This window comes from Pseudarthrobacter sp. NS4 (assembly GCF_024758005.1).
GTDB lineage: Bacteria > Actinomycetota > Actinomycetes > Actinomycetales > Micrococcaceae > Arthrobacter.
Genome location: NZ_CP103288.1, coordinates 2132133 through 2157885 on the forward strand (window position 1 = coordinate 2132133; position 25753 = coordinate 2157885).

The window sequence follows — 25753 nt, forward strand, 5'->3', positions numbered from 1 at the left end:
CCTCCCAGGTCCAGCGCCGGTCGTGATGCGACCAGTCTTGCCCGTTCGAAAGGAAGGAGGGTAGCCGCGTTGACCATCGTTGCGCAGACCCGCCCATTCGTCATCGGCGTGGACTGTCACGCCCGCACACACACCTACGCCATCATCGAAGCCAGCACCAAGCGACAGATCGCGTGTGAGCAGTTCCCGACCACCCCGGCAGGGATTTCCCGCGCACTTGCCTGGGTAGGCCGACGGACAGACGGCGATATGGCCTGTCTATGGGCCGTTGAGGGCATCGGCTCTTACGGGGCACGTCTGGCCAGGGCAGTAACCGACGCCGGCTACGACGTCGCCGAAGCTCCACGGATGAACGCCCGAGGGCGCCGGGCGATCGGCAAATCCGACCCGCTCGATGCCGCCGCCATCGGAACCGCTGTCCTGGACTTAGAGGAGTCCCAGCTCCGAGCCCCGCGCCGGGATGAAGGAACCCGTGCCGGACTCAGGATCCTGAGCGCAGCCCGGGATCAGTTGACCCGGGAACGAACAATGACTGTCAATGCACTCATCGCCCTACTCCGGGCACACGATCTGGGAATCGACGCTCGTAAACCTCTGGTTCCGGCCCAGATCACCACGATCACCAGATGGCGGGAACGACAGGAGCAGATCGAGCTGTCCATAGCGCGCGAGGAAGCAGTTCGGTTGGCGCGCCGCGTTCTCGAAGTGACCACTCAGCTCGCCGCGAACCAGAAGCGCATGACAGAGCTGATCCAGCAAAGCCCAGCTGCACCGCTCTTGGAGATGGTGGGCGCCGGGGCTGTCACAGTCGCCACTGTCCTGACAGCATGGTCGCATCCAGGAAGGGTTCGCAGCGAAGCTGCCTTCGCCTCACTGGCAGGAGTGAATCCCTTGCCAGCCTCAAGCGGCAACACCGTCCGGCACAGGCTCAACCGGGGCGGCGATAGACGCCTCAACCGAGCCCTGCACACCATCACCATGACCCGGATGACCCATGACTCCGGAACACGGGACTACGTCGCCAAACGCACCCAAGAAGGCCGTAGCTACCGCGAAATCCGCAGATCCCTCAAGCGCTACATCGCCCGAACCCTCTACCGCCAACTCAACACCCTTTACGCCACCGCGGAACCATCCCACTTTGTCGGGGCAGACCCTTAGGGACTGTCCGATAAACGGTGTGTGGAGTCCGGCCGGGTTTCATTATTGAGTGGTTCTTTCGAACCGGCCGGCGAAGGTAATCGCGAACGCGTTTAGGGCTGGCTTCCACCTCATCACCCAGCGTGCCCGACCGCCGCCGGTGAGATCAAGAGATCTGGTGACCAGGTACAGGCATTTCAGGGCCGCGGTCTCGTTCGGAAAATGCCCGCGGGCCCTTACTGCCCTTCGGTAGCGTGCGTTGATCGACTCGATCGCGTTCGTCGTGCAGATCACCCGCCGGATCTCCACGTCGTACTCCAGGAACGGCACGAATTCAGCCCAGGAGGATTCCCAGAGCCGCACGATCGCCGGATATCGCTGGCCCCATTCGGCCGTGAACTCAGCGAACCGGTCCTTCGCCGCTTGCTCGGACGGGGCCGTGTAGACCGGCTTGAGCGCCTTGACGATGCCGTCGCGGTGCTGCCGTCCGGCGTAGCGGAAGCTGTTGCGGATCAGGTGCACGATGCACTGCTGCACGACCGTTCGCTCCCACGTGGTCGTGATCGCCTCCGGCAGGCCCTTGAGCCCGTCGCAGACGGCGATCAACACATCCTCCACACCCCGGTTCTTCAGCTCGGAGAATACCTGCAGCCAGAACCGGGCACCCTCGCCACCGTCGCCGGCCCAGATGCCCAAGATCTCCCGCTCCCCGTTTGTGGTGACCCCCATGACGACGTAGAACGGGGTGTTGCGCACCTGCCCGTCACGGACCTTGACCACGACTGCGTCAACGAAGAGCACCGGGTAGATCGGGTCCAAAGGCCGGGGCCGACCATTCGGCCAGTTCCCCGGCGACCTTCTCCGTGATGCGGCTGATGGTGTCTTTGGAGACTCTGGCCCCGTAGACCTCCTCGAAGTGCGCCGCGATTTCCCCGGTGGTCAGCCCCCGGGCGGACAGCGAGAGCACGATCTGGTCGATCCCGTCCAGACGCCGTTTCCGTTTGGGCACGATCACCGGGTCGAACGAGCCGTCCCGATCCCGGGGCACCTCAATCTCGACCGGGCCGATCTCGGTCAGCACGGTCTTTGACCTGGTGCCGTTGCGCATGTTGGCTGCGATCGGTGTCTGGCCATGCTCGTGCCCGAGGTGCTCGGTCAACTCGGCTTCCAGCGCGGTCTCGAGCACGTTCCTCGTGAGCTGGTTCAACAACCCGCCCGGGCCTACCAGGCTCACGCCCTGCTCCTTGGCCTGCGCGAGCAACCGCTCCGCAAGCTCCTTCTGATCGATGATCTCTCCCGTCACAGGATCGATCATCACCCCTGTCATCTCGGTCGTGGACTCTGACACGGCCGTCTCCTTTCGGATCAGGCCGGACCCCACACACCGTTATCCAGACAGTCCCGACCCTTACCCGGAATAGGAGCGCACGAATGTGCGGTTGAGCATGCCGGGCTTCGGGTTAGTGGCTGTGCGACGTGTGGGTGTCGGGTGCGGGCGCTGCGGGGGCGTCCGTCGGCTTGTCGCGGGTGCGGTCTTCGCTGGTCGGAGCCTCCGCGGGTGCCTGCGACGGTGCCGGGGTGGAGTCGTGGCTGTGGCTCTCGGAGTCGAGGGTGCTTGCGAGGGCGGACATGCCGAACCACGTCAGCGCGGCGACCAACACGACACCTGCGGCAAACGGGCTGACCAGGTGGCGCAGGCCGCCCTTGGCGTCCTTGGCGATGAACGCGACGTACGACATCAGCAGGCCGATCGGAGTCATCCAGGCGCTGCGCTCGGGGAACTGTTCGAAGTGCTGGATGCCGCCGCCGACCAGGCCGACGCCGAAGGAGAGCAGGAGCGAGAACGCGACGAGCGAGATGGCCCGGCTCAGCAGCGGGCGCTCATCGACGAGCACGAACTCGTTGACGATGGTGCCGAGGAGGAACACGAAGGCACCGACGACGCAGATGATCGTGTACAGGCCCGGGTTGATCGGATAGTGCACGACGGCGCCGGCGATAAGGGCCGCGCCCATGAAGTAGAGCATCGCGCCGATGTAGCGCGAGTAGAGCGAGGGAGTCCGTTTCGCGAGCTCTGCCTCATAGGAGGCAACGTCTTCGCGGCTGAGGTCGTTCTGAACGGTCATTTCTGGTGAGTCTTTCGTTTTCGGGCAGCAGTCAGCCGTAGCGCCGATACCGGAGTTTGGTGCGGCGTGGCGCTGTGCGTGCTGCTCAGCAGGGCAGACTTGAGCGTCATGTCTCATTTCCTTGGAAGTGGGGCTTGGCTGGCGGCACGACTTAGACCGTACTTCGGACCAGCAATGTTTGTCACATTCCGGTAACGGCGTGTCCGCCGTGGCGCGGGATGCGCACTTGCTCCTTATACCCGGCGGGGGTATAGCGCCCTGGGGCCGCGTCCGGGCGGATACCCCGGCAAATGGAAACGCTGGCTGTGCGCTGAATAACCGGTCAAGGACCTCCGGCGGGCCCGTTTCCCATGGTCCAAGGCCTGCATTGCCGGCGCACTGTCTGCCGTGGCTGGGATTCTTTCAGCAGGGACGACACCTATTCGCGCTGTCATTCAAACCCTGGGTGCGAACATGACCCGGGGTGGACCGGGACTTCTCAGGCACAGGGGGGCGGCGGGCCTTGGGAACCTGCGGGGATGACCACAGTAGCCGGCGGCGGCACTCACCATCCGTTTGTCGTTTTCAGAAGCTGGCTGCACAAACTTCCCCCGAATTTCAGGGTTTGTGCAGACGGGTTGTGATCAGTGACTGGCCGGTACTCCTGTGCACAAGTGCCCGTTTGCTCAGCACTCCTGTTCACAATCCGCGACATCGATTTGTCTCGAACCCTTGGGTTTTGAGGCGCAGAGGTTTCGAGACACCCAGATTGGGAACCTGTTGCGGGACATCGTTAGCACTTCAGTCAGGTCCGGCATCCTATTTCAGGTAGTGCCCTTTTTACTGGCTTTGGTTACGCCCCGGAGGCACAGGAAACTGACCGTCGCGGATGCCTAGCCAAGAAATTCCGAGCGCGTCCTTTTGCAGAGAGGAAGCAAGACTTCCTAGCGGCTCGATCACATTTTGTGCCCAGTCCGCGCCGGTGGACCCAGGGTCATCAGTTACGGCATGGGGCGGAAAGGTGATCCGTCGGCCTAGTAGGCCGTCTATTGATGGGGAACGTTCGTAGATAACACAGGCGCTTTGTGGCGTATCTGCCCAAGCCTCGTGGATCGTGATGGTCGGATCGGTGAACTGGGCGATTGCCTTACGAAACGCTGCGACAACGCGGTCCGCCTCGCTTTGGTTAGTCATAAGGTGAGCCTTCACCAAGGAGCTTTGAAGGTCAACGCTGAAAGCAGTTTGCAGTCGGTGCTGGAACTCTCAACGGGATGCAAATCTGGGTCACGTTACTGAATCGGTCAACTCCCGGCCATGGGTTTGCATCAACGCCCCTACCTCGGCTCCTCACGTCGGCCGAACACCCTTCGGTGTGAACGGAGCAGGAGTAGCTACTCTGCTACGTAGACGTTTTCGTGGATGCGCCTGAAGCCTTCAGACTCCAGCCGCTCGGTATCGGCGTTGTCCCGAACCAGTGTCGTAGTTTTTCCGTCAGGACCGCCCACCGTGGTGATCCTGTTGGCAGTGCTGGCCTTTGCAGCACCGCAGCCTGCGTAAGCACCAAACTGCTGCTCCACAGGGAACACCGCCACGCAGAAGTCAGCGCCATCAGCACTTTCGGCTCCAAAGTACTGCCGGCCGTCATCCTCAACCAGGAGGCGCACGGTCCCTTCGTCAATCTTCACAGGGAGGTGCAGTTCGCTGCCGCTCGGAAGGACGTCGTCCGGTCCTGCTGGCGCTTTCAGTGCCGCAATGCCGTACCCATCGCTTGAGCAGCCAGCAAGCAGCAGCGGAACTGCAAGGAGTGCCATGGCCGCCGAGAGTTTGAGCTTCTTCATTTGTTCCCCCAAGTACGTAATCCTGATATCGACGCTACCGCACACCTTCCTGCCGGTCATTTCCCAAGAAACAAACTGCTGAAGTCTGTTATCACCGTCGGCAATCCTTCGGGAACCTCTACCGAGACCGAGACGGTTCAGTTACGGTCGAGCGAATCGGCTTCACTAGCAGCGCGATTTCTTTCGACCTGCTTAGCCGCAATGATGCCGTCTCGTGTCGCTGCCCGGATCACTCCATAGAGGACGTAAAAGAAAATGGCCGCGAAAACGAGCGGCAGGACGATATCCATGATTCTTCCCCCAAGGATTTAGCTGCCCAGAAAGGACCTTGCCAGCCTACTTTAGGTGCAAAGCTAGTGGCCTGTTAGCTCCCGAGGCGAACCGTTCCTGGCACGTGCGCACTTTCCATCGCGGCCGAGGTCAAACGTCGTTAGCTCGAGCCACCCATCCCCTAGCAGCCGTATCCAGAGCAGCCGGCATGCAACACTCGTACTACGGATCAGTTCTGGGGGCTTTCAGGAACGGCGTGGACCGGCATCTATACGATCATCACATTCTGTCTGCTGATAGTTGCAGTTGCAGCGGCTCTATACGCCCGAAAGCAGTGGCATGAGGCCCGCAAGGCGAGAGTCGAGGCGAGCCGCCCATATGTCGTTGTAACCATCGAGCCGGCGGGTGTCGGCCCACAGCTATTCGACCTTATGGTGCAGAACATCGGCCAGCGGCCTGCCCTTGACGTTTCTATTACTCTTGACCCTGCACCAAGGCGTGCGCGTGAGACCGCGGGCCACGAAATCGGCAAAATCAAGATGTTGAACGAGCCTGTCGCACTCATCGCCCCAGGGCAGGAAATGCGAGTTTTTTACGACGATCACTCTGAGCGAATGGGCAGAGAGGATCTCCCGTCATCGCACCAGGTTTCGCTGACTTATAGGGACAGCTCCGGGAATGAATACTCGGAGTCCAGCGTCTTAGATATTGAAGCGATGAAGGGCGCCATGTTCACTTCAGTTCGCACGATTCATGACATAGGCAAGTCCCTGGAGAAGATGAACCAGACCTTCTCCCGGTCTTCTGTTCTGGGACGCGCAGGAAAAATACAAGCCGAGGTTTCGGTCGAATCACGCGTTGAGCACGTGCAACGAATCGCTGAGGAGAATTCTCAACAGCAAGAGCGACACCGTTCCCTGCTAAAGGGACTCGGCTTCGATAATTCCGATGGAGTAGTGGCATTGGGGCCAAACGCTCCCGGGGAAGCCGAATCAGGGCGAGGCACAGAAATCGATTGACGCAGGCTGCCTAGCACTCCCATTTCTGCCACCCCGAGGCGTCAAAAAACGTCCGAATGGGACCTGTCCGCACAACGTCCCGTTAGCCGGTCCCGGATCGGTGTTTCCCGAGGTAGATCGAGTGGCAGAAGCGCCTCCGGGAATGCGTTCCCGTAAGACCCCTCCGGTGATGTGTCTGGTCAAGGAGCTGGATATGGCACACTGCTGCTTATGTCGGAACTAATGGTCGGCTACGCCAGAGTCTCCACCGATGAGCAGGACCTCACAGCCCAACGGGATGCCCTTCTAGCCCTTGGCGTCGAGCCCGACAGAGTCTATGTCGATCACGGATTTAGCGGCAGCAACACGAACCGGCCAGGGCTTCGTGAAGCGCTGGCAGCATGTAGAGCCGGAGACACCTTCACGGTAACCAAGCTGGATCGTCTCGCCCGCTCGGTGAGGGATGCCCATGAAATTGTTGACGGCTTGGCGGCAAGGGGTGTGAAGCTCAGTATCGGCGGCTCGATATATGATCCCACCGACCCCATGGGCAAGCTGCTGTTCAATGTCCTCGCCATGGTCGCTGAGTTCGAAACAGACCTCATCCGGGCGCGCACGAGGGAGGGGATGAAGATCGCCAAGGCAAAGGGCCGGCTGCGCGGCAAGCAGCCCAAACTTTCGCCCAAGCAGGAAGCGCATTTGGCCGGGCTGCACGCCAGCGTCGAATACACGATGTCTGAGCTGGCAGAGCTCTTCTCCGTAGGGCGTTCCACTGTCTACCGCGCTGTCGAGCGAGTGCGCCAAAGGGCAGCAATATCGGCGAAGAAGGACCTCGGCCGAGGCTGACCAGTCGCGAGTGCCGGGGCTACGGACGCAAGCTGACTTCCGGGACGAAGACGGCGGTTCTGTCCCGAGGCCTAGGACGGTAGACTTGTATGGGCCGTTCTTCGGCCACTCTGCCCCGGCTCCCTCCAGATTTCGTACGAGGGCTGCGGCGTTCCCTGTTGTGAAAGGCCTTACCTGCTGTGATTACTGTCCAGGATCTTGAACTGCGTGCCGGCGCCCGGCTCCTGATGGACCAGGTGAACTTCCGCATCGACAAGGGCGATAAAATCGGCCTGGTGGGCCGCAACGGTGCGGGCAAGACCACGCTCACCCGCGTCCTCGCCGGCGAAGGACTCCCCGCCGGAGGCAAAGTAACGCGCACCGGCGAAATTGGCTACCTGCCCCAGGATCCCCGCACGCCGGACATGGAGCAGTTGGCGCGGGACCGGATCCTGTCCGTCCGCGGCCTGGACATCGCCGTCGGGAAACTCCGCACGGCCCACGAAGAGATGGCCAGCGAGGATGCTGCCGTCCAGCGCAAGGCCATGAACCGCTATGACCGGCTTGAGTCGGAGTTCCTCGCCGCCGGCGGTTACGCTGCCGAGGCCGAGGCCGCAGCGATCTGCTCCAACCTCGCACTGCCGGACCGTCTGTTGAACCAGCCGCTCAAGACCCTGTCCGGCGGCCAGCGGCGCCGCGTCGAGCTGGCCCGCATCCTCTACTCGGATGCGGAAACCATGCTCCTCGACGAGCCCACCAACCACCTCGACGCCGACTCCATCGCCTGGCTGCGCGACTTCCTGAAAAACCACCAGGGCGGCCTGATCGTGATCAGCCACGATACCGAGCTGCTCGAAGCGACCGTGAACAAGGTGTTCCTGCTGGACGCCAACCGCGCCCAGATCGACTTTTACAACATGGACTGGAAGCGCTACCTCACGCAGCGCGAAACCGACGAGCGCGCCCGGAAACGGGAACGCGCCAACGCCGAAAAGAAGGCCCAGGTCCTGTTCGACCAGGCCAACAAGATGCGCGCCAAGGCCACCAAAGCTGTGGCAGCACAGAACATGGCCAAGCGTGCTGAACGCCTGCTCAGCGGACTTGAAGCCGTCCGTGAGCAGGACCGCGTGGCCGCCCTCCGGTTCCCGGATCCGTCCCCCTGCGGCAGGACCCCGCTCACCGCGGAAGGCCTCAGTAAGTCCTACGGTTCGCTGGAAATTTTCACGGACGTGGACCTGGCCATCGACCGCGGCTCCAAAGTGGTCATCCTCGGCCTCAACGGCGCCGGCAAAACCACCCTCCTGCGGATGCTCGCGGGAGTCGACCAGCCCGACACCGGCGACGTCATTGCCGGCCACGGCCTGAAGGTGGGCTACTACGCCCAGGAACATGAAACGCTCGACGTCGAACGTACGGTCCTCGAGAACATGCGGTCCGCTGCTCCCGACATGAAGGACGCGGAGGTGCGCGGCATCCTGGGCTCCTTCCTGTTCTCCGGGGACGACGTCGACAAGCCTGCCGGCGTTCTCTCCGGTGGCGAAAAGACCCGCCTCGCCCTGGCCACCATCGTGGCCTCCAGCGCCAACGTCCTGCTCCTGGACGAGCCCACCAACAACCTCGACCCCGCCAGCCGCGCGGAGATCCTGGGCGCCCTCAAGAACTACAGCGGCGCCGTCGTCCTGGTCAGCCACGATGAAGGGGCAGTCGAAGCCCTCAACCCTGAGCGGGTTGTCCTGCTGCCCGACGGCGTCGAGGACCACTGGAACGAAGACTACCTGGACCTGATCACGCTGGCTTAGCCCTGGCGGACGGGCATCTCGTCCGCATCGGTGATGCGCCGCAGGTCCCCGTAACTGATGCTGAACATCGAGTTGTGGTCGCCTGCTCCGGCCCAAAGGACCCCGTGTTCCTGGAGCGACTCGTCCAAGAGAGTCCTGATTTTTTCGGGGTGGCCTACTGGGGCTACTCCGCCTACGTGCTGGCCGGTGTGCCTTAGGACGAAGCCGGGGGAGGCCCTTCGGATCCTGCCTTCGCCGAGGTGATCTGCCACCAGCGCCGTATCCACCCTTGCGGCGCCGCTGGCGAGGATCAGCAGCGGCGCACCGTTCAGCTCGAAAATAAGGCTGTTGGTGATCGCTGCAACATCACAGCCGAGCGCCGCTGCAGCTGCGGCGGCGGTGGGTACGCCTGACTCGAAGATCCGCACGGTGTCCTCCAGCCCGGCGGAGACCAGGGCGGATTTCACAGTGGCTACTGGATCTGCAATTTCCTCGGGGTCCATGCGTCAATAGCCCTGGGCGTCCAGGAGTGCGTCTTCCTCTTCCTCCGACGTCGCCTTCTTGCGTTTGCGGGGAGGCGACGGACGACGGCGGGCGGGGCCGGTGGCGGAATGGACAGTCCCTGCGGGCAGGTCCCCGTCCTCGTCCTCGGCGTCGATCGCCGCGTTCCGCGCCTGCTGCCGGGCTGCGTAGCCGAAGCCCACAAACATGAGAACGCCGAAGGCGAACCACTGCAGCGAGTAGGACAGGTGCGTGCCCTCCTCGGTGGACGGCTTAGGGAAGGCAATTGGCATCTCGGCGGCCGGCGGCGTCTCGGAAGCGAGCTGGCCGTAGGCTCCGGTCAGCAGGGGATACCCGAGCTGCGCTGAGTAGGCCGCCAGGTCAATGGACGCAAGCTGGCCTTCCGGCGCTCCTCGCTGCAGTTCGGGCTCGGGGTGCTTCAAACGCACGACGGCGGTCACCTCACCGGCCGGCGGTTCCGGCACCGAGTCCGGGCTGCCGGGGTTCTTGTTCCCGATGGGCAGCCAGCCCCGGTCCACCACTACCGTTTCTCCGGAGGCCAGGCGGAACGGGACCACCACTTCGTAGCCAGGCTGCCCGTTCAGCGGGCGGTTACGGACAACCCGCTGGCCCGCCACATCATAGGAGCCCGTCAGTTCCACCTGGGTCCACTCCTTTGCCGGCTCCAGCTTCATGAACTGGTCCCGGGCTTCGGCAAAGGGGACCGGGGCAGCGGAGTAGTTGGTCACCACACGGTCAATTTCGGCGAGTGTCTCAGCCCGGCGGTCCATCTGCCAGCGGCCCAGGAATACGCAGGCAGTTGCAAAAATTGCAGCCAGCAGGAGGTAACCCAGCCACTTGCTGGAGAAGAGGAAACGGTACATTCAGCTGTCCTGCTCCAGGGCCACGGTTGAGTCGGCCTCCAGCGGGAGTGTTTCCTTCCAGAGCCCCCTGGTCTGCAGATAGTCCTCCAGCCAGTCCCGGTGTTCCTGGCAGGCGAGCCAGATTTTGCGGCGTTCGGGGGAGTGGATCTTGGGGTTGTTCCAGAGGAGCTGCCAGGAAGCTCCGGCGCGGCAGGCCTTGCGCGAACAGATTGCAGCCGTGCCTTCCAGTGACGGATCGGTTCCTGCAGCGAAGTCAAAGATGCTCATGATGCCTGCCGTTCCTCCCCGGGGTTGGACTCGTCGTTCTCATTGATCAGCTCGCCCTGCAGGACCTCTTCGCCGGGCCCACCAGCAGCCGAGGGCTGGGGCGGGCCCTCTATTTCGGCCAGCGGGGCTGAATCCAGCAGCGAATCGCTGTGGCCCTCCGCCTTGTCGTTGCCATTCGCTATGACCACTGCAATCCATGGCAGGAAGACCGCTCCGGCAACCATGAGGATCTTAAACCACCCGTCCACCACGAAAATCAGGATCAGGCACACCATGCGGATGCCCATCGCGAGGGCGTACTTAACCATGCGTCTGTGCATGTCCTCGGAATGGGCTCCCGCGGCATCCGTGATGCTGTGGACCTCCGCATCGCCGGAGAACCGCCCGGGTTCTTCAGGCGCGGAATGTCCCGCATGGTTTTCGAGGGTCACGGTGATTTATCACGCTCCAAAGGCTTGCATCAATTCTCTCACCATCGGCAGTGCCACCCAAACCCGGGGCAGGGCGGGCGCTAAGATCGGAGGCAGCCAAATCACACCTTGCTACCGCGGCCGCAGCGTGCCGCAGAATTCCGGAGCGTCTCAATGACTGAAGCAGTTTCCGCCCCCCGCAGCGTCCTGATCACCGGCGGCAACCGCGGCATCGGCCTGGCCATCGCTGAAGCATTCCTCGCCAACGGGGACAAAGTAGCTGTGACCTACCGAAGCGAGTCGAAGCTGCCGGAAGGGATCCTGGGCGTCAAGGCCGATGTCACCGATGAAGCGTCGGTGGACTCTGCCTTCAAGGAAGTCGAAGCTGCCCATGGACCGGTGGAAGTGCTGGTGGCCAACGCAGGCATCACCAAGGACACCCTGCTGCTGCGGATGAGCGAAGACGACTTCACCTCCGTTATCGACACCAACCTGACCGGTGCCTTCCGCGTGATCAAGCGTGCCTCCAGGGGAATGATCCGGCTCCGCAAGGGCCGCGTTGTGCTTATCTCCTCGGTATCCGGCCTGTATGGTGCCCCTGGCCAGATCAACTACTCAGCCTCAAAGGCGGGCCTGGTGGGCATCGCGCGTTCCCTGACCCGCGAACTGGGCTCGCGCGGCATCACCGCCAACGTGGTGGCCCCCGGCTTCATCAACACCGACATGACCGCCGAGCTCCCGGAAGCCACCCAAAAGGACTACCTCGCCAGCATCCCGGCGGGCCGCTTTGCCGAGGCCACCGAAGTAGCCAACGTGGTCCGCTGGATCTCCAGCGAGGAAGCCGCCTACATTTCCGGCGCCGTAATCCCCGTGGACGGCGGCATGGGCATGGGGCACTGACCCCTGCAGGGAACTAGCGGTGCTGCGCTTCTTTGTCGGACCTGGACAACGGAATCGGCAGGGCCCGCTGGCATGATGGACTGCAGACCTACTGCGAGTTAGACGTTTCGAACAAAAGGAGCCCGTATGGGACTGCTGGACAACAAGACCGCCATCGTCACCGGATCATCGCGTGGTATCGGTGCTGAGGTGGCCAAAATCCTCGCCGGCCAGGGCGCCGGCGTCGTGGTTAACTACCGCCAGAAGGCGCCCCGCGCCAACAAGGTGGTGCAGGGCATTGAGGCCGACGGCGGCCGCGCCGTCGCCGTGGGTGCGGACCTCACCACGCAGGAAGGCGTGCACGCCCTCGCCTCCGCCGCGATGGAAAACTTCGGCTCGCTGGACATCCTGGTCCTCAACGCCTCCGGCGGCATGGAAACGGGCATGGGCGAGGACTACGCGCTCAAGCTGAACCGCGACGCCCAGGTCAACATGCTCAACGCCGCCGTGCCCCTGATGCAGGAAGGCTCGCGGGTGGTCTTCGTAACCAGCCACCAGGCACACTTCATCAACACCGTCCCCACCATGCCTGCCTACGAGCCCGTGGCCCGCAGCAAGCGCGCCGGTGAGGACGCACTTCGCGAGTTCATCCCCAACCTTGCCGAAAAGGGCATTTCCCTGGTGGTCGTGTCCGGGGACATGATCGAGGGCACCGTCACGGCCACGCTGCTGGACCGGTCCACCCCGGGAGCCATCGAAGCCCGCCGTGCAGAGGCCGGCAAGCTGTACTCGGTGGAGGAGTTCGCGCAGGTGGTGGCCGGAATGGTGACCGCCGACGTCGAATCCGGCCACACCGAATACGCCGGCGGTGCCGACTACTTCGGCAAGGGCGGGCAGTAGCTTTTGGTCCCAAGGAGAAGGCCCGGTGCAAGCAGCACCGGGCCTTCTCTTATAGCCTGCACTTTTGTTTCAGGCGCGGCATGTGCCCGGGAAGTGGTCAGACGCCGCCGATGTACCGGACAGCGTCGAGGTAGGGCATGTTGACTGCGGCATCGGCCACCGCCCGCACTGCAGGCTTGGCGTTGAACGCCACGCCGATGCCGGCTGCGCCGAGCATGTCCAGGTCGTTGGCGCCGTCGCCTACGGCAATGGTGTGTTCCAGGGCGATGCCTTCTGCGGCCGACCATTCGCGCAGGAACTTCTCCTTGGCGGCCCGGTCCACTACGGCGCCGAGGACCTTGCCGGTCAGTGCGCCGTCGACGATTTCCAGCTCATTGGCCCGCCAATAGTCGAGGCCAAGATCACCGGCTATGGGCTCGAGGATCTGGTTGAACCCGCCGGACACGACGGCCACCACATGGCCGGCCGCCTTGAACGCGGCCACCAGCTCACCGGCCCCCAAGCTAAGTTTCACTTCTTCCCGGACTTTATCAACGACGTCGGCAGGCAGTCCCGCGAGCACCGCCACACGGGCGTGCAGGCTCTGGGTGAAGTCCAGTTCTCCGCGCATGGCCGCCTCGGTGACGGCAGCCACCTCTTCGCGCTTGCCGGCATAGGCCGCAAGGAGCTCGATGACTTCCTGCTGGATGAGGGTGGAGTCCACGTCCATGATCAGCAGCTTGCGTCCGGCCGAACGGAGGCTGGCAGGAACCAGGGCGGTATCCATCCCGCTGATGGCGGTGTCAGCCACCGCCCGGCGAAGGGCGGCGAGTCCGGCGGCGGTGGCATCGGGGAGGTCCAGCTCCGCGATGTGTACCTGGTAGCGGTCATCGCCGTGCGACGCCTCGGACTGCACAGCCGCGCCGTGGGAGGCGAGGACGGAACGCAGCTGCTCCAGCCCGTTTGGAGTCATATTCCGGCCATAGCTGACCGCAGTCACGTTCGAAGTCATGCCTGCAATCCTATCCACCGGGCCGGGCGTCCCTTGAATTCATTGCGTGCCGCCGGCCCGGTATCCGAGAGCCGCTTTGCAGCGTATTTCCGCGCCCCCGCACCGGTTATCAGTCAGTCTCTCTTTTGTCCTAGTGTCTACTCCTATGAGTGATGTTCTGGAATTGGCTTCCGTCAGCGTTGTCCGAGGTAAGAAGACCCTGTTGGACAAGGTTGACTGGCAGGTCAACGAAGGGGAACGCTGGGTCATCCTTGGCCCCAACGGTGCCGGCAAGACCACCCTTCTCCAGATCGCAGCAGCACGCCTCCACCCGAGCAGTGGCACCGCCGGGATCCTCGACGAGACCCTGGGGCGCGTGGACGTGTTTGAACTCCGCCCCCGCATCGGCCTGTCCTCGGCAGCCCTCGCCACCCAGATTCCCGAACAAGAGAACGTCCTCAACGTCGTGGTCACCGCCGCCTACGGAGTCACCGGCCGATGGCGCGAAGGCTACGAGCGCGACGACGAGCGCCGCGCCTTCCGCCTGCTGAATGACTGGGGGATGGGTCCGCTGCTGAACAGGACCTTCGCCACGTTGTCCGAGGGGGAGCGCAAACGCGTCCAGATTGCCCGCGCCCTTATGACGGATCCTGAGCTCCTGCTGCTGGATGAACCCGCTGCCGGGCTTGACCTGGGCGGCCGGGAAGAACTCGTCCACAAGCTCGGCGAACTGGCCAATGATGAAGCGGCACCGGCCATGGTCCTGGTGACCCATCACCTGGAGGAAGTTCCGCCTGGATTCACCCATGCCATGCTCATGCGCGACGGCGGCGTGGTCGCTGCCGGACCGATTACCGAGGTCCTGACCGACGAGCACCTCAGCACCACCTTCGGCCTTTCACTCGACGTTACGGAGAATGCCGGCCGTTACTCCGCCACCGCCCGCCGCTAAGGCGGGGCTTCAGCGTCAGCAGTGGAGATATTCAGCAGCATCCTGGTCTTTTTCGCGGGCTTGTGGGCCGGCACCATCAACGCGGTGGTCGGCTCCGGCACCCTGGTGACCTTTCCCGTGCTCATCGCCCTCGGCGTCGCTCCTGTTGTGGCATCCATGAGCAACGCGATGGGGCTGGTGGCCGGTACGGCCGCCGGGGCGTGGGGGTACCGGCGTGAGCTGGCCGGCCGGGGCCGCCAACTGATCAAACTGCTGCCCGCCTCCCTGCTGGGCGGAATCAGCGGCGCCTACCTGCTGCTGCACCTGCCCGAAGAGGTCTTCCACTATGTGGCGCCGGTCCTGCTGGTGCTGGCCATGCTGATGGTGCTCTTCCAGCCGAAGCTCCAGGGCTGGGTGCGGAGCCGTGAGGAAAACCCGGAACATGCCATCCGGGACCGAAGCCATGGCGTGCTGCTGGTGGTCCTGGTGTACCTCGCAGGCGTTTACGGCGGCTACTTTGTTGCTGCCCAGGGCATCCTCCTGGTTGGCATCCTGGGCGTATTCCTCACCGGCACCATGCAGAACGCCAACGCCATGAAGAACATCCTGGTGCTCGGGGTCAACATGGTGGCGGCCGTTTCCTACCTGATCTTCGCCTTTGACCGGATCAACTGGCTCGTCGTCCTGCTGATCGCCGTCAGCTCCACGATCGGCGGACTGGTGGGCTCGAAGGTGGGGCGCAAGCTTTCCCCAAGCGTGCTCCGGGCTGTCATTTTCACCCTCGGCACCGTGGCCCTCGGCGTCATGATCGCCAACCTGCTGAAATAATCACCCGGTGACGTTCCACTATCTAGAGTCTGCCGATGATCCCCGGGTAGGCGACTACACCACGCTGACCGATGTGCACCTGCGGAAGCTCCGGGAGCCGCGCGAGGGGATGTACATCGCCGAATCCTCAAGGGTCCTGCGCCGGGCCCTGGCGGCCGGGCACCAGCCGCGGTCCTTCTTCCTGGCGGAGAAGTGGCTGGCGGACCTCGACGACGTCTTCCAGGCGTATCCCGACGTTCCCGTCTTCATCGGGAAAGCAGCACTGCTCGAGGAAATCACCGGCTTCCACCTGCACCGCGGGGCCATGGCCGCCATGCACCGCCCCGCCCCGGTGCCGCTGCCGGCACTCCTGTCAGGCGCCCGGCGGGTTGCCGTACTGGAGGACATCGTGGACCACACCAACGTCGGCGCCATCTTCAGGTCCGCCGCCGCCCTGGATATCGACGCCGTCCTCGTCTCGCCCCGGTGCGGGGACCCTCTCTACCGGCGGAGCGTCCGCGTCAGCATGGGCACGGTCTTCCAGGTTCCCTGGGCCCGGCTCGAAAACTGGCCGGCGGACCTCCAGGTGCTCAAGGACCACGGCTTCACTGTTGCCGCCCTGGAGCTGACGGAGGACGCCCAGGACGTTGACGTGATTGCTGCCCGCAACCCGGAGAAGCTCGCGCTGGTGCTTGGCACCGAAGGTGCCGGCATGAGCCCGGAGACGCTTGCCGCCGTCGACCTCGCCGTCAAAATCCCCATGCGCAACGGCGTGGATTCGCTCAACGTGGCTGCCGCCTCGGCAGTGGCGTTCTGGGAGCTGCGGGCCCGGACCTAGGAGCGCGGCCGGCTTAACAGCGGATGCCCTGACCCTGTTCGTCGGCCCCGCCGGTGTCCGGTATGATTGATAGCTGGTTGTCCTGCTCTTTCAGCTTCGGCTGCCGCAGATCCAGCCATCCCATTCATACCTGGCAACTGGCAAAATCCAGTTGCGTGAACAAAGGTCCCATTATGAAGTCTGATACCCACCCGAAGTACGAAGCTGTTGTTTTCAACGACCTGGCCTCCGGCACGAAGTTCCTGACCCGCTCCACGGTGTCTTCCTCGAAGACCATCGAGTGGGAAGACGGCAACACCTACCCGGTCATCGACGTCGAAATCTCCTCCGAGTCCCACCCGTTCTACACGGGCAAGCAGCGCATCATGGACTCCGCAGGCCGCGTCGAGCGCTTCAACGCCCGCTTCAAGGGCTTCGGCGGCAAGAAGTAATTCACTTCGCCCAAGCTTCATCGGAAAGCCCGCACCGGCAACGGTGCGGGCTTTCTTTTGCGTTGGCGGCCCGCCCGTGTCCTGCGGCAGGATGGGAGGCATGACGCCCTCTTCTCCGGCCACCGGCCCTTCTGCACCCCAACGCCTGCACGGCGAATACAAGGTTCCGGGCGGGAAGCTGGTGGTGGCGGACCTGGCCGTCGTCGAAGGATCACTTGCGGACGTTTCCATCAGCGGTGACTTCTTCCTCGAGCCTGACGAGGCCCTCCTGGACATCAACCGGGCCCTCACCGGACTGCCGGAATCGACGTCCGCCGCGGATTTGGCGGCGGCAGTGAAAGTCGCGCTGCCGGCGGATGCCGCCCTGTTCGGCTTTTCGGCCGACGCCGTGGCCATCACCGTCCGGCGTGCATTGGCCAAGGCCACGACCTGGGCCGACCACCACTGGAACATCATCGCTCCCTCCGTCCTGCCCACCGAAACCAATGTGGCCCTGGACGAGGTCCTTACCGAGGAAGTGGGTGCCGGCAGGCGCAATCCCACCCTGAGGTTCTGGGACTGGGAGGAGCCCTCCGTGGTGATCGGCAGCTTCCAGTCCTTCCGGAACGAAGTGGATCCCGACGGCGTGGCGAAGCACGGCATCAACGTTGTCCGCCGCATCAGCGGCGGGGGAGCGATGTTCATGGAGGCCGGCAACTGCATCACCTATTCGCTGTACCTGCCCCAGACCCTGGTGGACGGCCTCAGCTTTGCCGATTCCTACCCGTTCCTGGACGCCTGGGTCATGGCCGCATTGGAGAAGCTGGGCATTACGGCTTTCTATGTGCCGCTGAATGACATCGCCACGGAGCAGGGGAAGATCGGGGGCGCGGCGCAGAAGCGCCTGGCCAACGGTGGAATGCTGCACCACGTCACCATGAGTTACGACATCGACGCCGACAAGATGGTGGAGGTGCTCCGCATCGGCAAAGAGAAGCTGTCCGACAAGGGAACCCGCAGCGCCAAGAAGCGCGTTGACCCCCTCCGCCGCCAGACCGGCCTGGCGCGGACCGCCATCATCGAGGCAATGATGGACGTGTTCACCGAACGGTATGGTGCTACGCCTTCGGAGCTGACCAGGGCCGAACTGGCTGCCGCCCGCGAGCGCGTACGTACCAAGTTCGGCACCGGTGAATGGCTCCACCGGGTCCCCTGAACCCCTAAGCCCCGGCTGGGGCGCCGCAGCGGTTAGGGAGCGGCAGACGGTGCATTCACGACGGCGGCCTGCGCGGTGAGCGCCCGCAGCAGGTGGCTGCGCTGCTCCACGATGATGCGGCGCAGGGCGCGGGGAGCGTCGCCATGGGCTGCCAGCCACTGATCCGTCCGGCGAAGCACGGGATGGTCCGCCGGCTTCATTCCTTCCGCCAGGTCCTGGGCCACGGGGTACAGGCCGCGCACAATCCGGCTGGCGATCTCGATGCTGCGGCCCTCCCAGACACTGCGGATGCACTCAAAGTACGGCTCCACGTACGGCTCCAGCAGGCCGGCCGGCGCGGTGGTGAAACCGCTGATCGTCGCGGTGAGCAGCTGGTTGGAGAGCCGGTTGCCGCGGACGGCCTCATTCCAGGCCGCCGTCTTGACCTCCGGCTCCGGCCGGGCGGCAACAGCGGTGGCATGCCCAGCCCGTCCCGAGGCAGTGGTGTCCCGTGCCAGCTCGGCGTCGAGTTCGGCCAAACTTGCCTGGCCGTTGGCGGCGAGGGCGTGCCAGAAGTGCCAGCGCAGCTCGGCGTCCACCGCCAGTCCCTCCAGGGTGGCTGAGCCGTCCAGCAGGCCCCTGAGGCGGGGGAGCAGGGCGTCCTGGTGCCGGCTGAGCGTTCCGAGTGTCCGGGCCCAGGCGAGCTGCTGGTCGGAGCCGGGCACGGCGCGGTCCAGCTCAGCGGCGGCAGTGGCCAGGAAAGAAGCCCGCACGGCTTCCCTGGCGGCTGCAGGTGTGTAGCGTTCGACGGCGGTGCCCGCGTTGTCCAGGATGTTCAGCAGGACCCCGATGCCGGTTTCCGCCGGTCCAAACGCTGCAACCGCGTCCACATAACGTGAAGCGGGGCTTTCGCCGTCCCGGGCCGAGTTCCAGAGCGCCGTCCAGCACAGGGCGCGGGCCATCGGGTCCGCGATTCGGTCCAGGGAGGCCAGCACCGTGGCCTCGGATGCCGGGTCCAGCCGGACCTTGGCGTACGTAAGGTCGTCGTCGTTCACGAGCAGGAGCGCGGGCCGCGGGCGGCCGGCGAGTTCCGGGAGCTCAGTGCGTACGCCGGCCACATCAGTCTCGATGCTCCCGGTCCGCACCAGCGCGCCGCGGGCGTCGAAATCGTAGGAACCCACGCGCAGCCGGTGTGGGCGCAGCTCTTCGCGTCCCGTGACCGGATCCGTGGCGTCCTGGACGATGGCCACCCTGCCCAGCACGCCGTCGTCGTTCGCCGGATCCGCGCCGCTGTCCAGGGACAGCGTGGAGATGCCGGAGGTCTGCAGCCACTGCTGCGCCCAGCCCGCCAGGTCCCGCCCGGAAGAAGCACTCAGGGCGGCCAGCAGGTCCGCCAGGGAGGTGTTGCCATAGGCGTGCTTGCGGAAGTATTCGCGCGAGCCGGCAATGAACGCGTCGAAGCCTACGTAGGCCACGAGCTGCTTCAGCACGGACGCGCCCTTGGCGTAGGTGATGCCGTCAAAGTTCTGCTTGGCGGCCTCCAGGTCCGGGATGTCCGCGACGATCGGATGCGTGGTGGGCAGCTGGTCCTGGACGTACGCCCAGGCCTTGCGTTTGTTGGCAAAGTTCACCCAGGCGGTCTCCCAGTCCGTGGCCCGGTCCACGCCCAGCGTTCCCATGTAGTCGGCGAATGACTCCTTGAGCCACAGATCGTCCCACCACTGCATGGTCACCAGGTCGCCGAACCACATGTGCGCCATCTCGTGCATCAGGGTGTTTGCCCGCCCCTGGTACTGGGCGTCGGTGGCGCGGGACGTAAACACATAGGCCTCGGTGAACGTCACCAGGCCGGGGTTCTCCATGGCGCCGAGGTTGTACTCCGGGACGAAGGCCTGGTCGTACTTGCCCCAGGGGTAGGGGTAGTCGAAGAGCCGGTTGAAGAAGTCCAGGCCCTTCTTCGTCAGCTTGAAAAGCTCATCCGTGTCAAAGGATTCCGCCATGGAGGCCCGGCAGTAAAGGGCCAGCGGGATGTCCAGGGACGTCCCGTCGTCGAGCGTTGCCTGCCAGCGGTCCTCCGCCTTGAAGTAGGGCCCGGCCAGCACCGTGGTGATGTAGGTGGACATGGGCTCCGTGGGGGCAAAGTCCCAGCGGGCCGTGGCGGGATCGCCGGTGAGGAGGGTGCGGTTGACTTCTGCCCCGTTGGAGGCGACCTGCCACTCCGCGGGTGCGATGACATGGAAGGTGAAGGTCGCCTTGAGGTCCGGCTGCTCGAAGTTGGCGAAGACCCGCCGCGCGTCCGCCGGCTCGTACTGGGTGTACAGGTAGCACTGGCCGTCGGCAGGATCCACGAACCGGTGCATTCCCTCGCCGGAACGGCTGTACAGGGCGGTGCCGGTGACGGTGACCTGGTTTTCGCGCTGCAGGTTGTCCAGCCGGATCCTGGCGCCGTCCACCACGTCCTCCACCCGGAGTCCCTTGCCGTTGAGGAACACGCTGTGGACGCAGCTGCCAATGAAATCCAGGAACGTTGATGTGCCGGGCTCCGAGGCGGTGAAGTTGATGACGCTCGTGCTGGTGTAGCCGGCAACGTCCGGGTCCGCTGCCTGCCGCACATCCAGCGAGACGTCATAGCTGGTGGTGCTGATCAGGACAGAACGTTCGGCGGCTTCATCGCGCTGCAGATTCTCATTTGACACCCAGCTATCTAATCACGGGGCTGTTTCATCAAAGCCAGGCGGCTTCCATCAAACTCAGGCGGCGATCAGCAGGGCAGCCGCCAGGCCCAGGACCGCGATCAGGAGCCACGACGCCAGTGCCGCCAGGATCGCCCTCCCGCCGGTCCGCAGCAGCGTCCGTATCCGTACAGCCGACCCCAATCCGAACAACGCGGCGCCCAGCAGGACGTCCTGCAGGACTGCGCCCGCCTCCAGCCAGTCCTCCGCCAGCCAGCCGGTGGACCGCAGGGCCACCATGGCAACGAATCCGAGGACGAACAGGGGCACCACCGGTGGCAGTTTTAGGTCCCCGCTGCCGTTTTCCGGATCAGCCCGGACGGCGAGGCGCTGATGCGCCCCGGCCAGTGCCGCCACAGGAGCCAGCAGGAGCACCCGGGTGAGCTTAACGACGACGGCTATGCCCAGTGCCGCCGTGCCGGCAGTCTGGGCGGTGGCCACCACTTGGCCGACGTCGTGCACCGACGCTCCCGTCCAGGCGCCAAAAACCGGCGCACTGAGCTGCAGGGGATGAACGAGGAGGGGCATCACCCCGATTGCGAGTGTTCCGCAGAGCGTCACCAGCGCCACCGGCAGGACGGTGTCGACGTGCCGGATCCGACGTACTGCGGCCATGGCGCCAATGGCCGATGCCCCGCAGATCGAAAAGCCGGTTGCCACCAGCAGGGAGGTCACCGGCGGCAGCCGGAACAGCCTGGCGATCAGGTACGTGCCGCCAAAACTTGCGGCCACCACGGCTGTGATCAGGACCAGCGCCAGCCAGCCCAGCTCCAGGACGTCCATGACGCTGACTTTCAGGCCGAGCAGCACAATTCCCCCGCGCATCAGGTGCTTGCCGGCAAAGTCCAGTCCTGGCCTGGCACGGCCCGCCGTCCAGACCCCGGCCACCGGAAGATTGGCGGCCAGGACACCCAGCACCACGGCCAGGGTCATGGCGGGCAGCACGGGCACCAGCCAGTGGACAAGGAAGGCGGCCACCAGTGCCACGGCCGCTGTGGCCAGGCCCGGCAACACCCTCTCAGTGCGGCGGGGCTGACCCGCGCCTGGCGCTGGAAGGCTTCTGCTGACTGGCACTAACCTACTGTGCCGGAAAAGGTCCGTAATGGACGAATAGGGACAGCGCCGCCAACACGCCAGAATGGATGGCAGTAATGAATTCGAAACAAAAAGATGGTTGGCTATTGGGCATGTCAGACCTATTCCAGGAATACTCCACGGCCGCCGGCCGGACCGGAGCCTACGATGAGATGTTTGCCCCCGGGCTGCTTGCCAGGGACTCCTACGGGCAGGTGGCGGACGCCCTTCGCAAGCTCTCGCTGGCTGATGTCAGCGCCCGGGCCGACTCGATGGCCCGCACCTTCCTGGACCGCGGCGTAACCTTCGACTTTGCCGGGGAGGAGCGTCCCTTCCCCCTGGACATCGTCCCGCGCGTCATCCCTGCCGCGGAATGGGACGTGCTGGAACGCGGGGTTGCGCAGCGTGTATGCGCCCTCGAGGCGTTCCTGAACGACGTGTACGACAAGATGACCGTGGTGTCCGACGGCGTCATCCCACGGCAACTGGTGACCACCAGCGCGCACTTCCACCGGCAGGTCCACGGCTTTGAACCGGCCGGCGGCGTCCGGGTGCACATCTCCGGGATTGACGTGGTCCGCGACGCCGCCGGGACCTTCCGGGTCCTCGAGGACAACGTGCGCGTCCCGTCAGGCGTCAGCTACGTCCTGGAAAACCGCCGCGCCATGGCCAAGGGCCTCCCGGAAGCCTTCGGCCAGCAGCTCATCCGTCCCGTGGAGGAGTACCCCCGCCGGCTCCTCTCGGCCCTGCGCAAAACCGCACCCGCCGGCGTGGACGATCCCACCGTCGTCGTCCTTACCCCCGGCGTCTTCAACAGCGCCTACTTCGAGCACACCCTGCTGGCAGGCCTGATGGGCGTTGAACTGGTGGAGGGCCGTGACCTCATTTGCCGCGGAAACCGCGTATACATGCGCACCACCGCCGGTGAGCAGCGCGTGGACGTCATCTACAAGCGGATCGACGACGACTTCCTCGACCCGCTGCAGTTCCGCGCCGATTCCATGCTTGGATGCCCCGGGCTGGTCAACGCCGCACGCGCCGGCGGCGTCACCATTGCCAACGCCGTGGGCAACGGCGTCGCCGATGACAAACTGGTCTACAGTTACGTTCCTGACCTGATCCGCTACTACCTCAGCGAGGAGCCCATCATCGCGAACGTGGACACGTTCCGCCTCGAAGAGAAGGAAGCCCGGGAGTACACCCTGGACAACCTCGCCGAACTCGTGGTCAAGCCGGTGGACGGTTCAGGCGGCAAGGGACTGGTCATCGGCCCGGACGCCTCCAAGGACGAACTGGACGCGCTCCGGCAGCGGATCATCGGCGACCCGCGCGGCTGGATTGCACAGCCCGTGCTGCAGCTTTCCACCGTCCCCACCTTGAGCGGTGACAAGTTCGGCCCCCGCCACGTTGACCTCCGCCCCTTCGCGGTGAACGACGGCGACAACGTCTGGGTGCTTCCCGGCGGCCTCACACGCGTGGCACTGAAGGAAGGCTCGCTGATCGTGAACTCCAGCCAGGGCGGCGGATCCAAGGACACCTGGGTCCTCGCCGATTCGCCGCAGATGCCGGTGGAGACCGTTCCCCGGCCCTCAATTTCCGTCCGTGAGCGGGTGTCCGTGTGGCCCGTCGAAAGCAACTGGCGCGACCGCCAGTCGGAGCAGCAGCAGTGAGCCCGGCCGTGACCTGGCAAATGTCTTTTCCAGTTTCGGGCCCGCAGGAGGTAGCCGCGAATGCTTAGCCGTATTGCCGAATCCCTATTCTGGATCGGCCGTTACGTGGAGCGGGCCGATGGCACCGCCCGAATCCTCGACGTGCACCTGGAGCGGTTGAACCACCTGCCCATGGAGGAACGCAGGAGCGTTGCGAAGGAACTCCTGGCCGTCATGGGCGCCCGCCCGCAGAGCGAGGACTTCGGCCTGCCGGAGCTGCTGCATGCCCTGGCTTACGACAAGACCAGTGCGACGTCCATCGCCGGGTCCCTCGGTGCTGCCCGCGAGAACGCACGGCGTGCCCGCGAGACGGTTTCCTCCGGCCTCTGGGAGAGCCTCAACACCACCTACTACGGGCTGAGCCAGCACCGCAAGGACGTGGTGGGGACCTACCGGTTCTGCAACTGGACGCTTGAACGGACCGCCATGGTCAGCGGCCTCGCGGACACCACCGTGAGCCACGACGAGAGCTGGCTGTTCCTTGTGCTCGGCCGCTCCCTGGAACGCGCGGACATGACGGCCCGCATGCTCTCCACCCGCGACGTGCTGTCCGCCGGCATGTCCTGGGTCAACATGCTCCGCTGCGCGGGCGCCTACGAGTCCTTCCTGCGCACCCGCCGGGCAGCCTTCGGCGACCAGCACGCAGCAGAGTTCCTGCTGCTGGACCGGCTGTTCCCGCGCTCCATCGTCTACGCCCTGCGTGACGCCGACGAATGCCTTGCCAAGCTGGACCCCTCCGCCCAGCGGGTGGGCTTCATCAACGACGCGCGCCGCATCGTGGGCCAGGCCCGGACGTTCCTGGAGTTCCACCGGACGGACGACCTCATGTCCGAGCTGCCCGAACACATGGAGCGGGTGCAGAAGGCGGTGTCCCAGGCCTCGGACGCCATTTCCCGTAAGTACTTCAATCAGGCGGATGAACTGGCCTGGGTGGGAGAAGTTTCATGACCCGGCTGAGCATCGTCCACAAGACCGCGTACAAGTACAACAAACGCGTTACCCTGTCCTACAACGAGGCCCGGATGACCCCTTTGACGGACTCGCAGCAGGTGGTGCTGGAATCCGTCGTGAAGGTCTCGCCGCAGCAGGCAGCCGTCAGCACCTACCGCGACTACTGGGGCACCAGGGTTACGGCATTCGACATGCAGATGCCTCACGAGCACCTTGAGGTGGTCTCCAACATCACGGTGGAGGTGCACCGCGCGGAGAAGATCCCGTCCGAATCCGACATCGCCGGCTGGGACGTCCTCGCCTCGCATGAAACCCTGAACACGTACAGTGACTGGCTGCCCCAGTCACGGCTCAGCGGCCCCGGCGACGAGGTCCTGGGCATCATCCCGCAGGTGGTGGCCGGCAAGAACCCGCACGAGGCCGCCCTGGCAATCTTCGCCTGGATGCGCGGGGAAATGACCTACATGTCAGGCTCCACCGGCGTCACCACCAACGCCGAAGAGGCCTGGGGCCAGCGCCAGGGAGTGTGCCAGGACCTGGCCCACCTCGCCATCGGAGCACTGCGCAGCTGCGGCATCCCCGCCCGCTACGTCTCCGGCTACCTGCACCCGCGGTCCAGTGCAGGCATCGGCGAGACCGTGGCCGGCCAGTCGCACGCCTGGCTGGAATGGTGGGACGGCGACTGGCGGAGCTGGGACCCCACCAACCACAAGCCTGCGGGGGACTTCCACGTCACGGTTGCAAGGGGCAGGGATTACCGGGATGTCTCCCCGCTGAAGGGCATCCTGTCCGGCGGCGGGGGATCGGCCCTCAACGTCAGCGTGGAAATCACCCAGCTCGCCTGAACCACCTGTTTCTGCGGCTGCCTACTCCGGCGCCGTCTTCACCGCGCCGCTGAGCTGGGTCCACCAGGTCAGCGGCTCGGTCACCTTGAACCTGCGGCCGGTGACGGAATCGGGCGTGATACGCACGAATGCGTCCTTCCGGCCGGCCTGCCAGGGGAAAAGGTACAGCCGGGAGGTCTCCAGGACTTCCTCAGTTCCCGTTACCACGCTGCCGGTGCCCTTGACCACCACGCTCCACGCCAGGCCGGTGGCAGGGTCCACACCATCTGCTTCCAGTGCCACCGCAGCGTCTCCGGATGCACCGGAAAGCTTGGTGCCTTCGCCGGTGCGGAACACCACCGTGCCTGCATCCACGGTGTAATTGATGGGAAAGATGTCGGGGCGTCCGTCCGCCAGGACGGCAAGCCTGCCCACGGACACTGTCCGCAGCATGGCCCAGCATTCGTGGTGTTCGAGGTTCTGTACTTCGGAGGCCGGCTCGGGGTTCATGGCGCCG

The 25753-nt window shown here is 64.6% G+C and carries 26 protein-coding genes and 1 pseudogene; 14 read left to right on the forward strand and 13 right to left on the reverse strand.

The window, feature by feature from the left end:
- Positions 1 to 69: 69 nt before the first annotated feature.
- Positions 70 to 1161 (forward strand): IS110 family transposase, encoded by a 1092-nt coding sequence (locus NXY83_RS09985; RefSeq protein ID WP_258805945.1) that lies wholly within the window; start codon positions 70 to 72, stop codon positions 1159 to 1161.
- 42 nt (positions 1162 to 1203) lie between these two features.
- Here NXY83_RS09985 and NXY83_RS09990 read toward each other — a convergent pair.
- From NXY83_RS09990 to NXY83_RS10010, 5 genes and pseudogenes are all read right to left on the reverse strand, one after another.
- Positions 1204 to 2455: pseudogene (locus tag NXY83_RS09990) on the reverse strand (IS256 family transposase).
- Between the two features lie 145 nt (positions 2456 to 2600).
- A complete protein-coding gene (locus NXY83_RS09995) occupies positions 2601 to 3383 on the reverse strand; it encodes a hypothetical protein (protein ID WP_258805946.1) in 783 nt (260 codons plus the stop codon).
- Positions 3384 to 4085: 702 nt separating this feature from the next.
- Entirely contained in the window at positions 4086 to 4439 is a 354-nt protein-coding gene (locus NXY83_RS10000; RefSeq protein WP_258805947.1) for a hypothetical protein, read from the reverse strand.
- 197 nt (positions 4440 to 4636) lie between these two features.
- Complete coding sequence (locus tag NXY83_RS10005) at positions 4637 to 5083, reverse strand: hypothetical protein (protein ID WP_258805948.1); 447 nt, start codon at positions 5081 to 5083, stop codon at positions 4637 to 4639.
- Between the two features lie 137 nt (positions 5084 to 5220).
- Complete coding sequence (locus NXY83_RS10010) at positions 5221 to 5373, reverse strand: hypothetical protein (RefSeq protein ID WP_258805949.1); 153 nt, start codon at positions 5371 to 5373, stop codon at positions 5221 to 5223.
- Positions 5374 to 5784: 411 nt separating this feature from the next.
- Between NXY83_RS10010 and NXY83_RS10015 the strand changes: the two genes are divergently transcribed.
- The 3 genes from NXY83_RS10015 (at position 5785) to NXY83_RS10025 (ending at position 8975) form a co-directional block, all read left to right on the forward strand.
- Complete coding sequence (locus NXY83_RS10015; RefSeq protein ID WP_258805950.1) at positions 5785 to 6372, forward strand: hypothetical protein; 588 nt, start codon at positions 5785 to 5787, stop codon at positions 6370 to 6372.
- Positions 6373 to 6582: 210 nt separating this feature from the next.
- Positions 6583 to 7197: a recombinase family protein gene (locus NXY83_RS10020; protein WP_258805951.1), complete on the forward strand. Its 615-nt coding sequence runs from the start codon at positions 6583 to 6585 to the stop codon at positions 7195 to 7197.
- Between the two features lie 179 nt (positions 7198 to 7376).
- On the forward strand, positions 7377 to 8975 hold the full coding sequence (locus NXY83_RS10025) for an ABC-F family ATP-binding cassette domain-containing protein (protein ID WP_258805952.1): 1599 nt from the start codon (positions 7377 to 7379) through the stop codon (positions 8973 to 8975).
- Here the strand turns inward: NXY83_RS10025 and NXY83_RS10030 are convergent.
- The 4 genes from NXY83_RS10030 to NXY83_RS10045 are packed head-to-tail and all read right to left on the reverse strand — an operon-like array spanning position 8972 to position 11037.
- Positions 8972 to 9457: a YbaK/EbsC family protein gene (locus NXY83_RS10030; protein ID WP_258805953.1), complete on the reverse strand. Its 486-nt coding sequence runs from the start codon at positions 9455 to 9457 to the stop codon at positions 8972 to 8974. The genes NXY83_RS10025 and NXY83_RS10030 overlap by 4 nt on opposite strands.
- Before the next feature lie 3 nt (positions 9458 to 9460).
- A complete protein-coding gene (locus NXY83_RS10035) occupies positions 9461 to 10339 on the reverse strand; it encodes an SURF1 family protein (RefSeq protein WP_258805954.1) in 879 nt (292 codons plus the stop codon).
- The gene (locus tag NXY83_RS10040) at positions 10340 to 10606 is read right to left on the reverse strand and encodes a hypothetical protein (RefSeq protein ID WP_258805955.1); all 267 of its coding nucleotides are present in this window, start codon (positions 10604 to 10606) and stop codon (positions 10340 to 10342) included.
- Positions 10603 to 11037, reverse strand: coding sequence for a DUF3099 domain-containing protein (locus NXY83_RS10045; RefSeq protein ID WP_258805956.1), 435 nt, complete (start codon positions 11035 to 11037; stop codon positions 10603 to 10605). The genes NXY83_RS10040 and NXY83_RS10045 overlap by 4 nt, the downstream gene beginning before the upstream one ends.
- A gap of 153 nt (positions 11038 to 11190) precedes the next feature.
- Between NXY83_RS10045 and NXY83_RS10050 the strand changes: the two genes are divergently transcribed.
- Positions 11191 to 11916 (forward strand): beta-ketoacyl-ACP reductase, encoded by a 726-nt coding sequence (locus NXY83_RS10050; RefSeq protein ID WP_258805957.1) that lies wholly within the window; start codon positions 11191 to 11193, stop codon positions 11914 to 11916.
- Positions 11917 to 12042: 126 nt separating this feature from the next.
- Positions 12043 to 12795 (forward strand): SDR family oxidoreductase, encoded by a 753-nt coding sequence (locus NXY83_RS10055; protein WP_258805958.1) that lies wholly within the window; start codon positions 12043 to 12045, stop codon positions 12793 to 12795.
- Between the two features lie 97 nt (positions 12796 to 12892).
- Here NXY83_RS10055 and serB read toward each other — a convergent pair whose 3' ends face one another.
- Complete coding sequence (serB, locus tag NXY83_RS10060) at positions 12893 to 13786, reverse strand: phosphoserine phosphatase SerB (RefSeq protein ID WP_258805959.1); 894 nt, start codon at positions 13784 to 13786, stop codon at positions 12893 to 12895.
- Between the two features lie 145 nt (positions 13787 to 13931).
- On the opposite strand from serB, the gene NXY83_RS10065 reads away from it, so the two are divergent.
- From NXY83_RS10065 to NXY83_RS10085, 5 genes are all read left to right on the forward strand, one after another.
- Positions 13932 to 14717: an ABC transporter ATP-binding protein gene (locus NXY83_RS10065; RefSeq protein WP_258805961.1), complete on the forward strand. Its 786-nt coding sequence runs from the start codon at positions 13932 to 13934 to the stop codon at positions 14715 to 14717.
- Positions 14718 to 14738: 21 nt separating this feature from the next.
- Positions 14739 to 15524 carry a sulfite exporter TauE/SafE family protein gene (locus NXY83_RS10070; protein WP_258805962.1) on the forward strand — a complete coding sequence of 262 codons (786 nt, stop codon included), beginning with the start codon at positions 14739 to 14741 and terminating at the stop codon, positions 15522 to 15524.
- A gap of 7 nt (positions 15525 to 15531) precedes the next feature.
- Complete coding sequence (locus NXY83_RS10075; RefSeq protein WP_258805963.1) at positions 15532 to 16341, forward strand: TrmH family RNA methyltransferase; 810 nt, start codon at positions 15532 to 15534, stop codon at positions 16339 to 16341.
- 173 nt (positions 16342 to 16514) lie between these two features.
- On the forward strand, positions 16515 to 16772 hold the full coding sequence (locus NXY83_RS10080) for a type B 50S ribosomal protein L31 (RefSeq protein ID WP_018761303.1): 258 nt from the start codon (positions 16515 to 16517) through the stop codon (positions 16770 to 16772).
- 100 nt (positions 16773 to 16872) lie between these two features.
- Entirely contained in the window at positions 16873 to 17967 is a 1095-nt protein-coding gene (locus NXY83_RS10085; protein WP_258805964.1) for a lipoate--protein ligase family protein, read from the forward strand.
- A 32-nt stretch (positions 17968 to 17999) separates the two neighbouring features.
- Here NXY83_RS10085 and pepN read toward each other — a convergent pair whose 3' ends face one another.
- Together pepN and NXY83_RS10095 are read right to left on the reverse strand one after the other, a co-directional pair.
- Entirely contained in the window at positions 18000 to 20642 is a 2643-nt protein-coding gene (gene pepN / locus NXY83_RS10090; protein WP_258805966.1) for an aminopeptidase N, read from the reverse strand.
- A gap of 54 nt (positions 20643 to 20696) precedes the next feature.
- Positions 20697 to 21692, reverse strand: coding sequence for a YeiH family protein (locus tag NXY83_RS10095; protein ID WP_258805967.1), 996 nt, complete (start codon positions 21690 to 21692; stop codon positions 20697 to 20699).
- A gap of 173 nt (positions 21693 to 21865) precedes the next feature.
- Between NXY83_RS10095 and NXY83_RS10100 the strand changes: the two genes are divergently transcribed.
- From NXY83_RS10100 to NXY83_RS10110, 3 genes are read left to right on the forward strand one after another with little or no spacing between them, the layout of a single operon-like run.
- On the forward strand, positions 21866 to 23422 hold the full coding sequence (locus NXY83_RS10100; protein ID WP_258805969.1) for a circularly permuted type 2 ATP-grasp protein: 1557 nt from the start codon (positions 21866 to 21868) through the stop codon (positions 23420 to 23422).
- A gap of 60 nt (positions 23423 to 23482) precedes the next feature.
- Complete coding sequence (locus NXY83_RS10105; RefSeq protein ID WP_258805970.1) at positions 23483 to 24409, forward strand: alpha-E domain-containing protein; 927 nt, start codon at positions 23483 to 23485, stop codon at positions 24407 to 24409.
- A complete protein-coding gene (locus tag NXY83_RS10110; protein WP_258805971.1) occupies positions 24406 to 25257 on the forward strand; it encodes a transglutaminase family protein in 852 nt (283 codons plus the stop codon). The genes NXY83_RS10105 and NXY83_RS10110 overlap by 4 nt, the downstream gene beginning before the upstream one ends.
- Before the next feature lie 21 nt (positions 25258 to 25278).
- Here the strand turns inward: NXY83_RS10110 and NXY83_RS10115 are convergent, their stop codons facing one another.
- Positions 25279 to 25746 (reverse strand): pyridoxamine 5'-phosphate oxidase family protein, encoded by a 468-nt coding sequence (locus NXY83_RS10115; RefSeq protein WP_258805973.1) that lies wholly within the window; start codon positions 25744 to 25746, stop codon positions 25279 to 25281.
- Positions 25747 to 25753 lie beyond the last annotated feature (7 nt).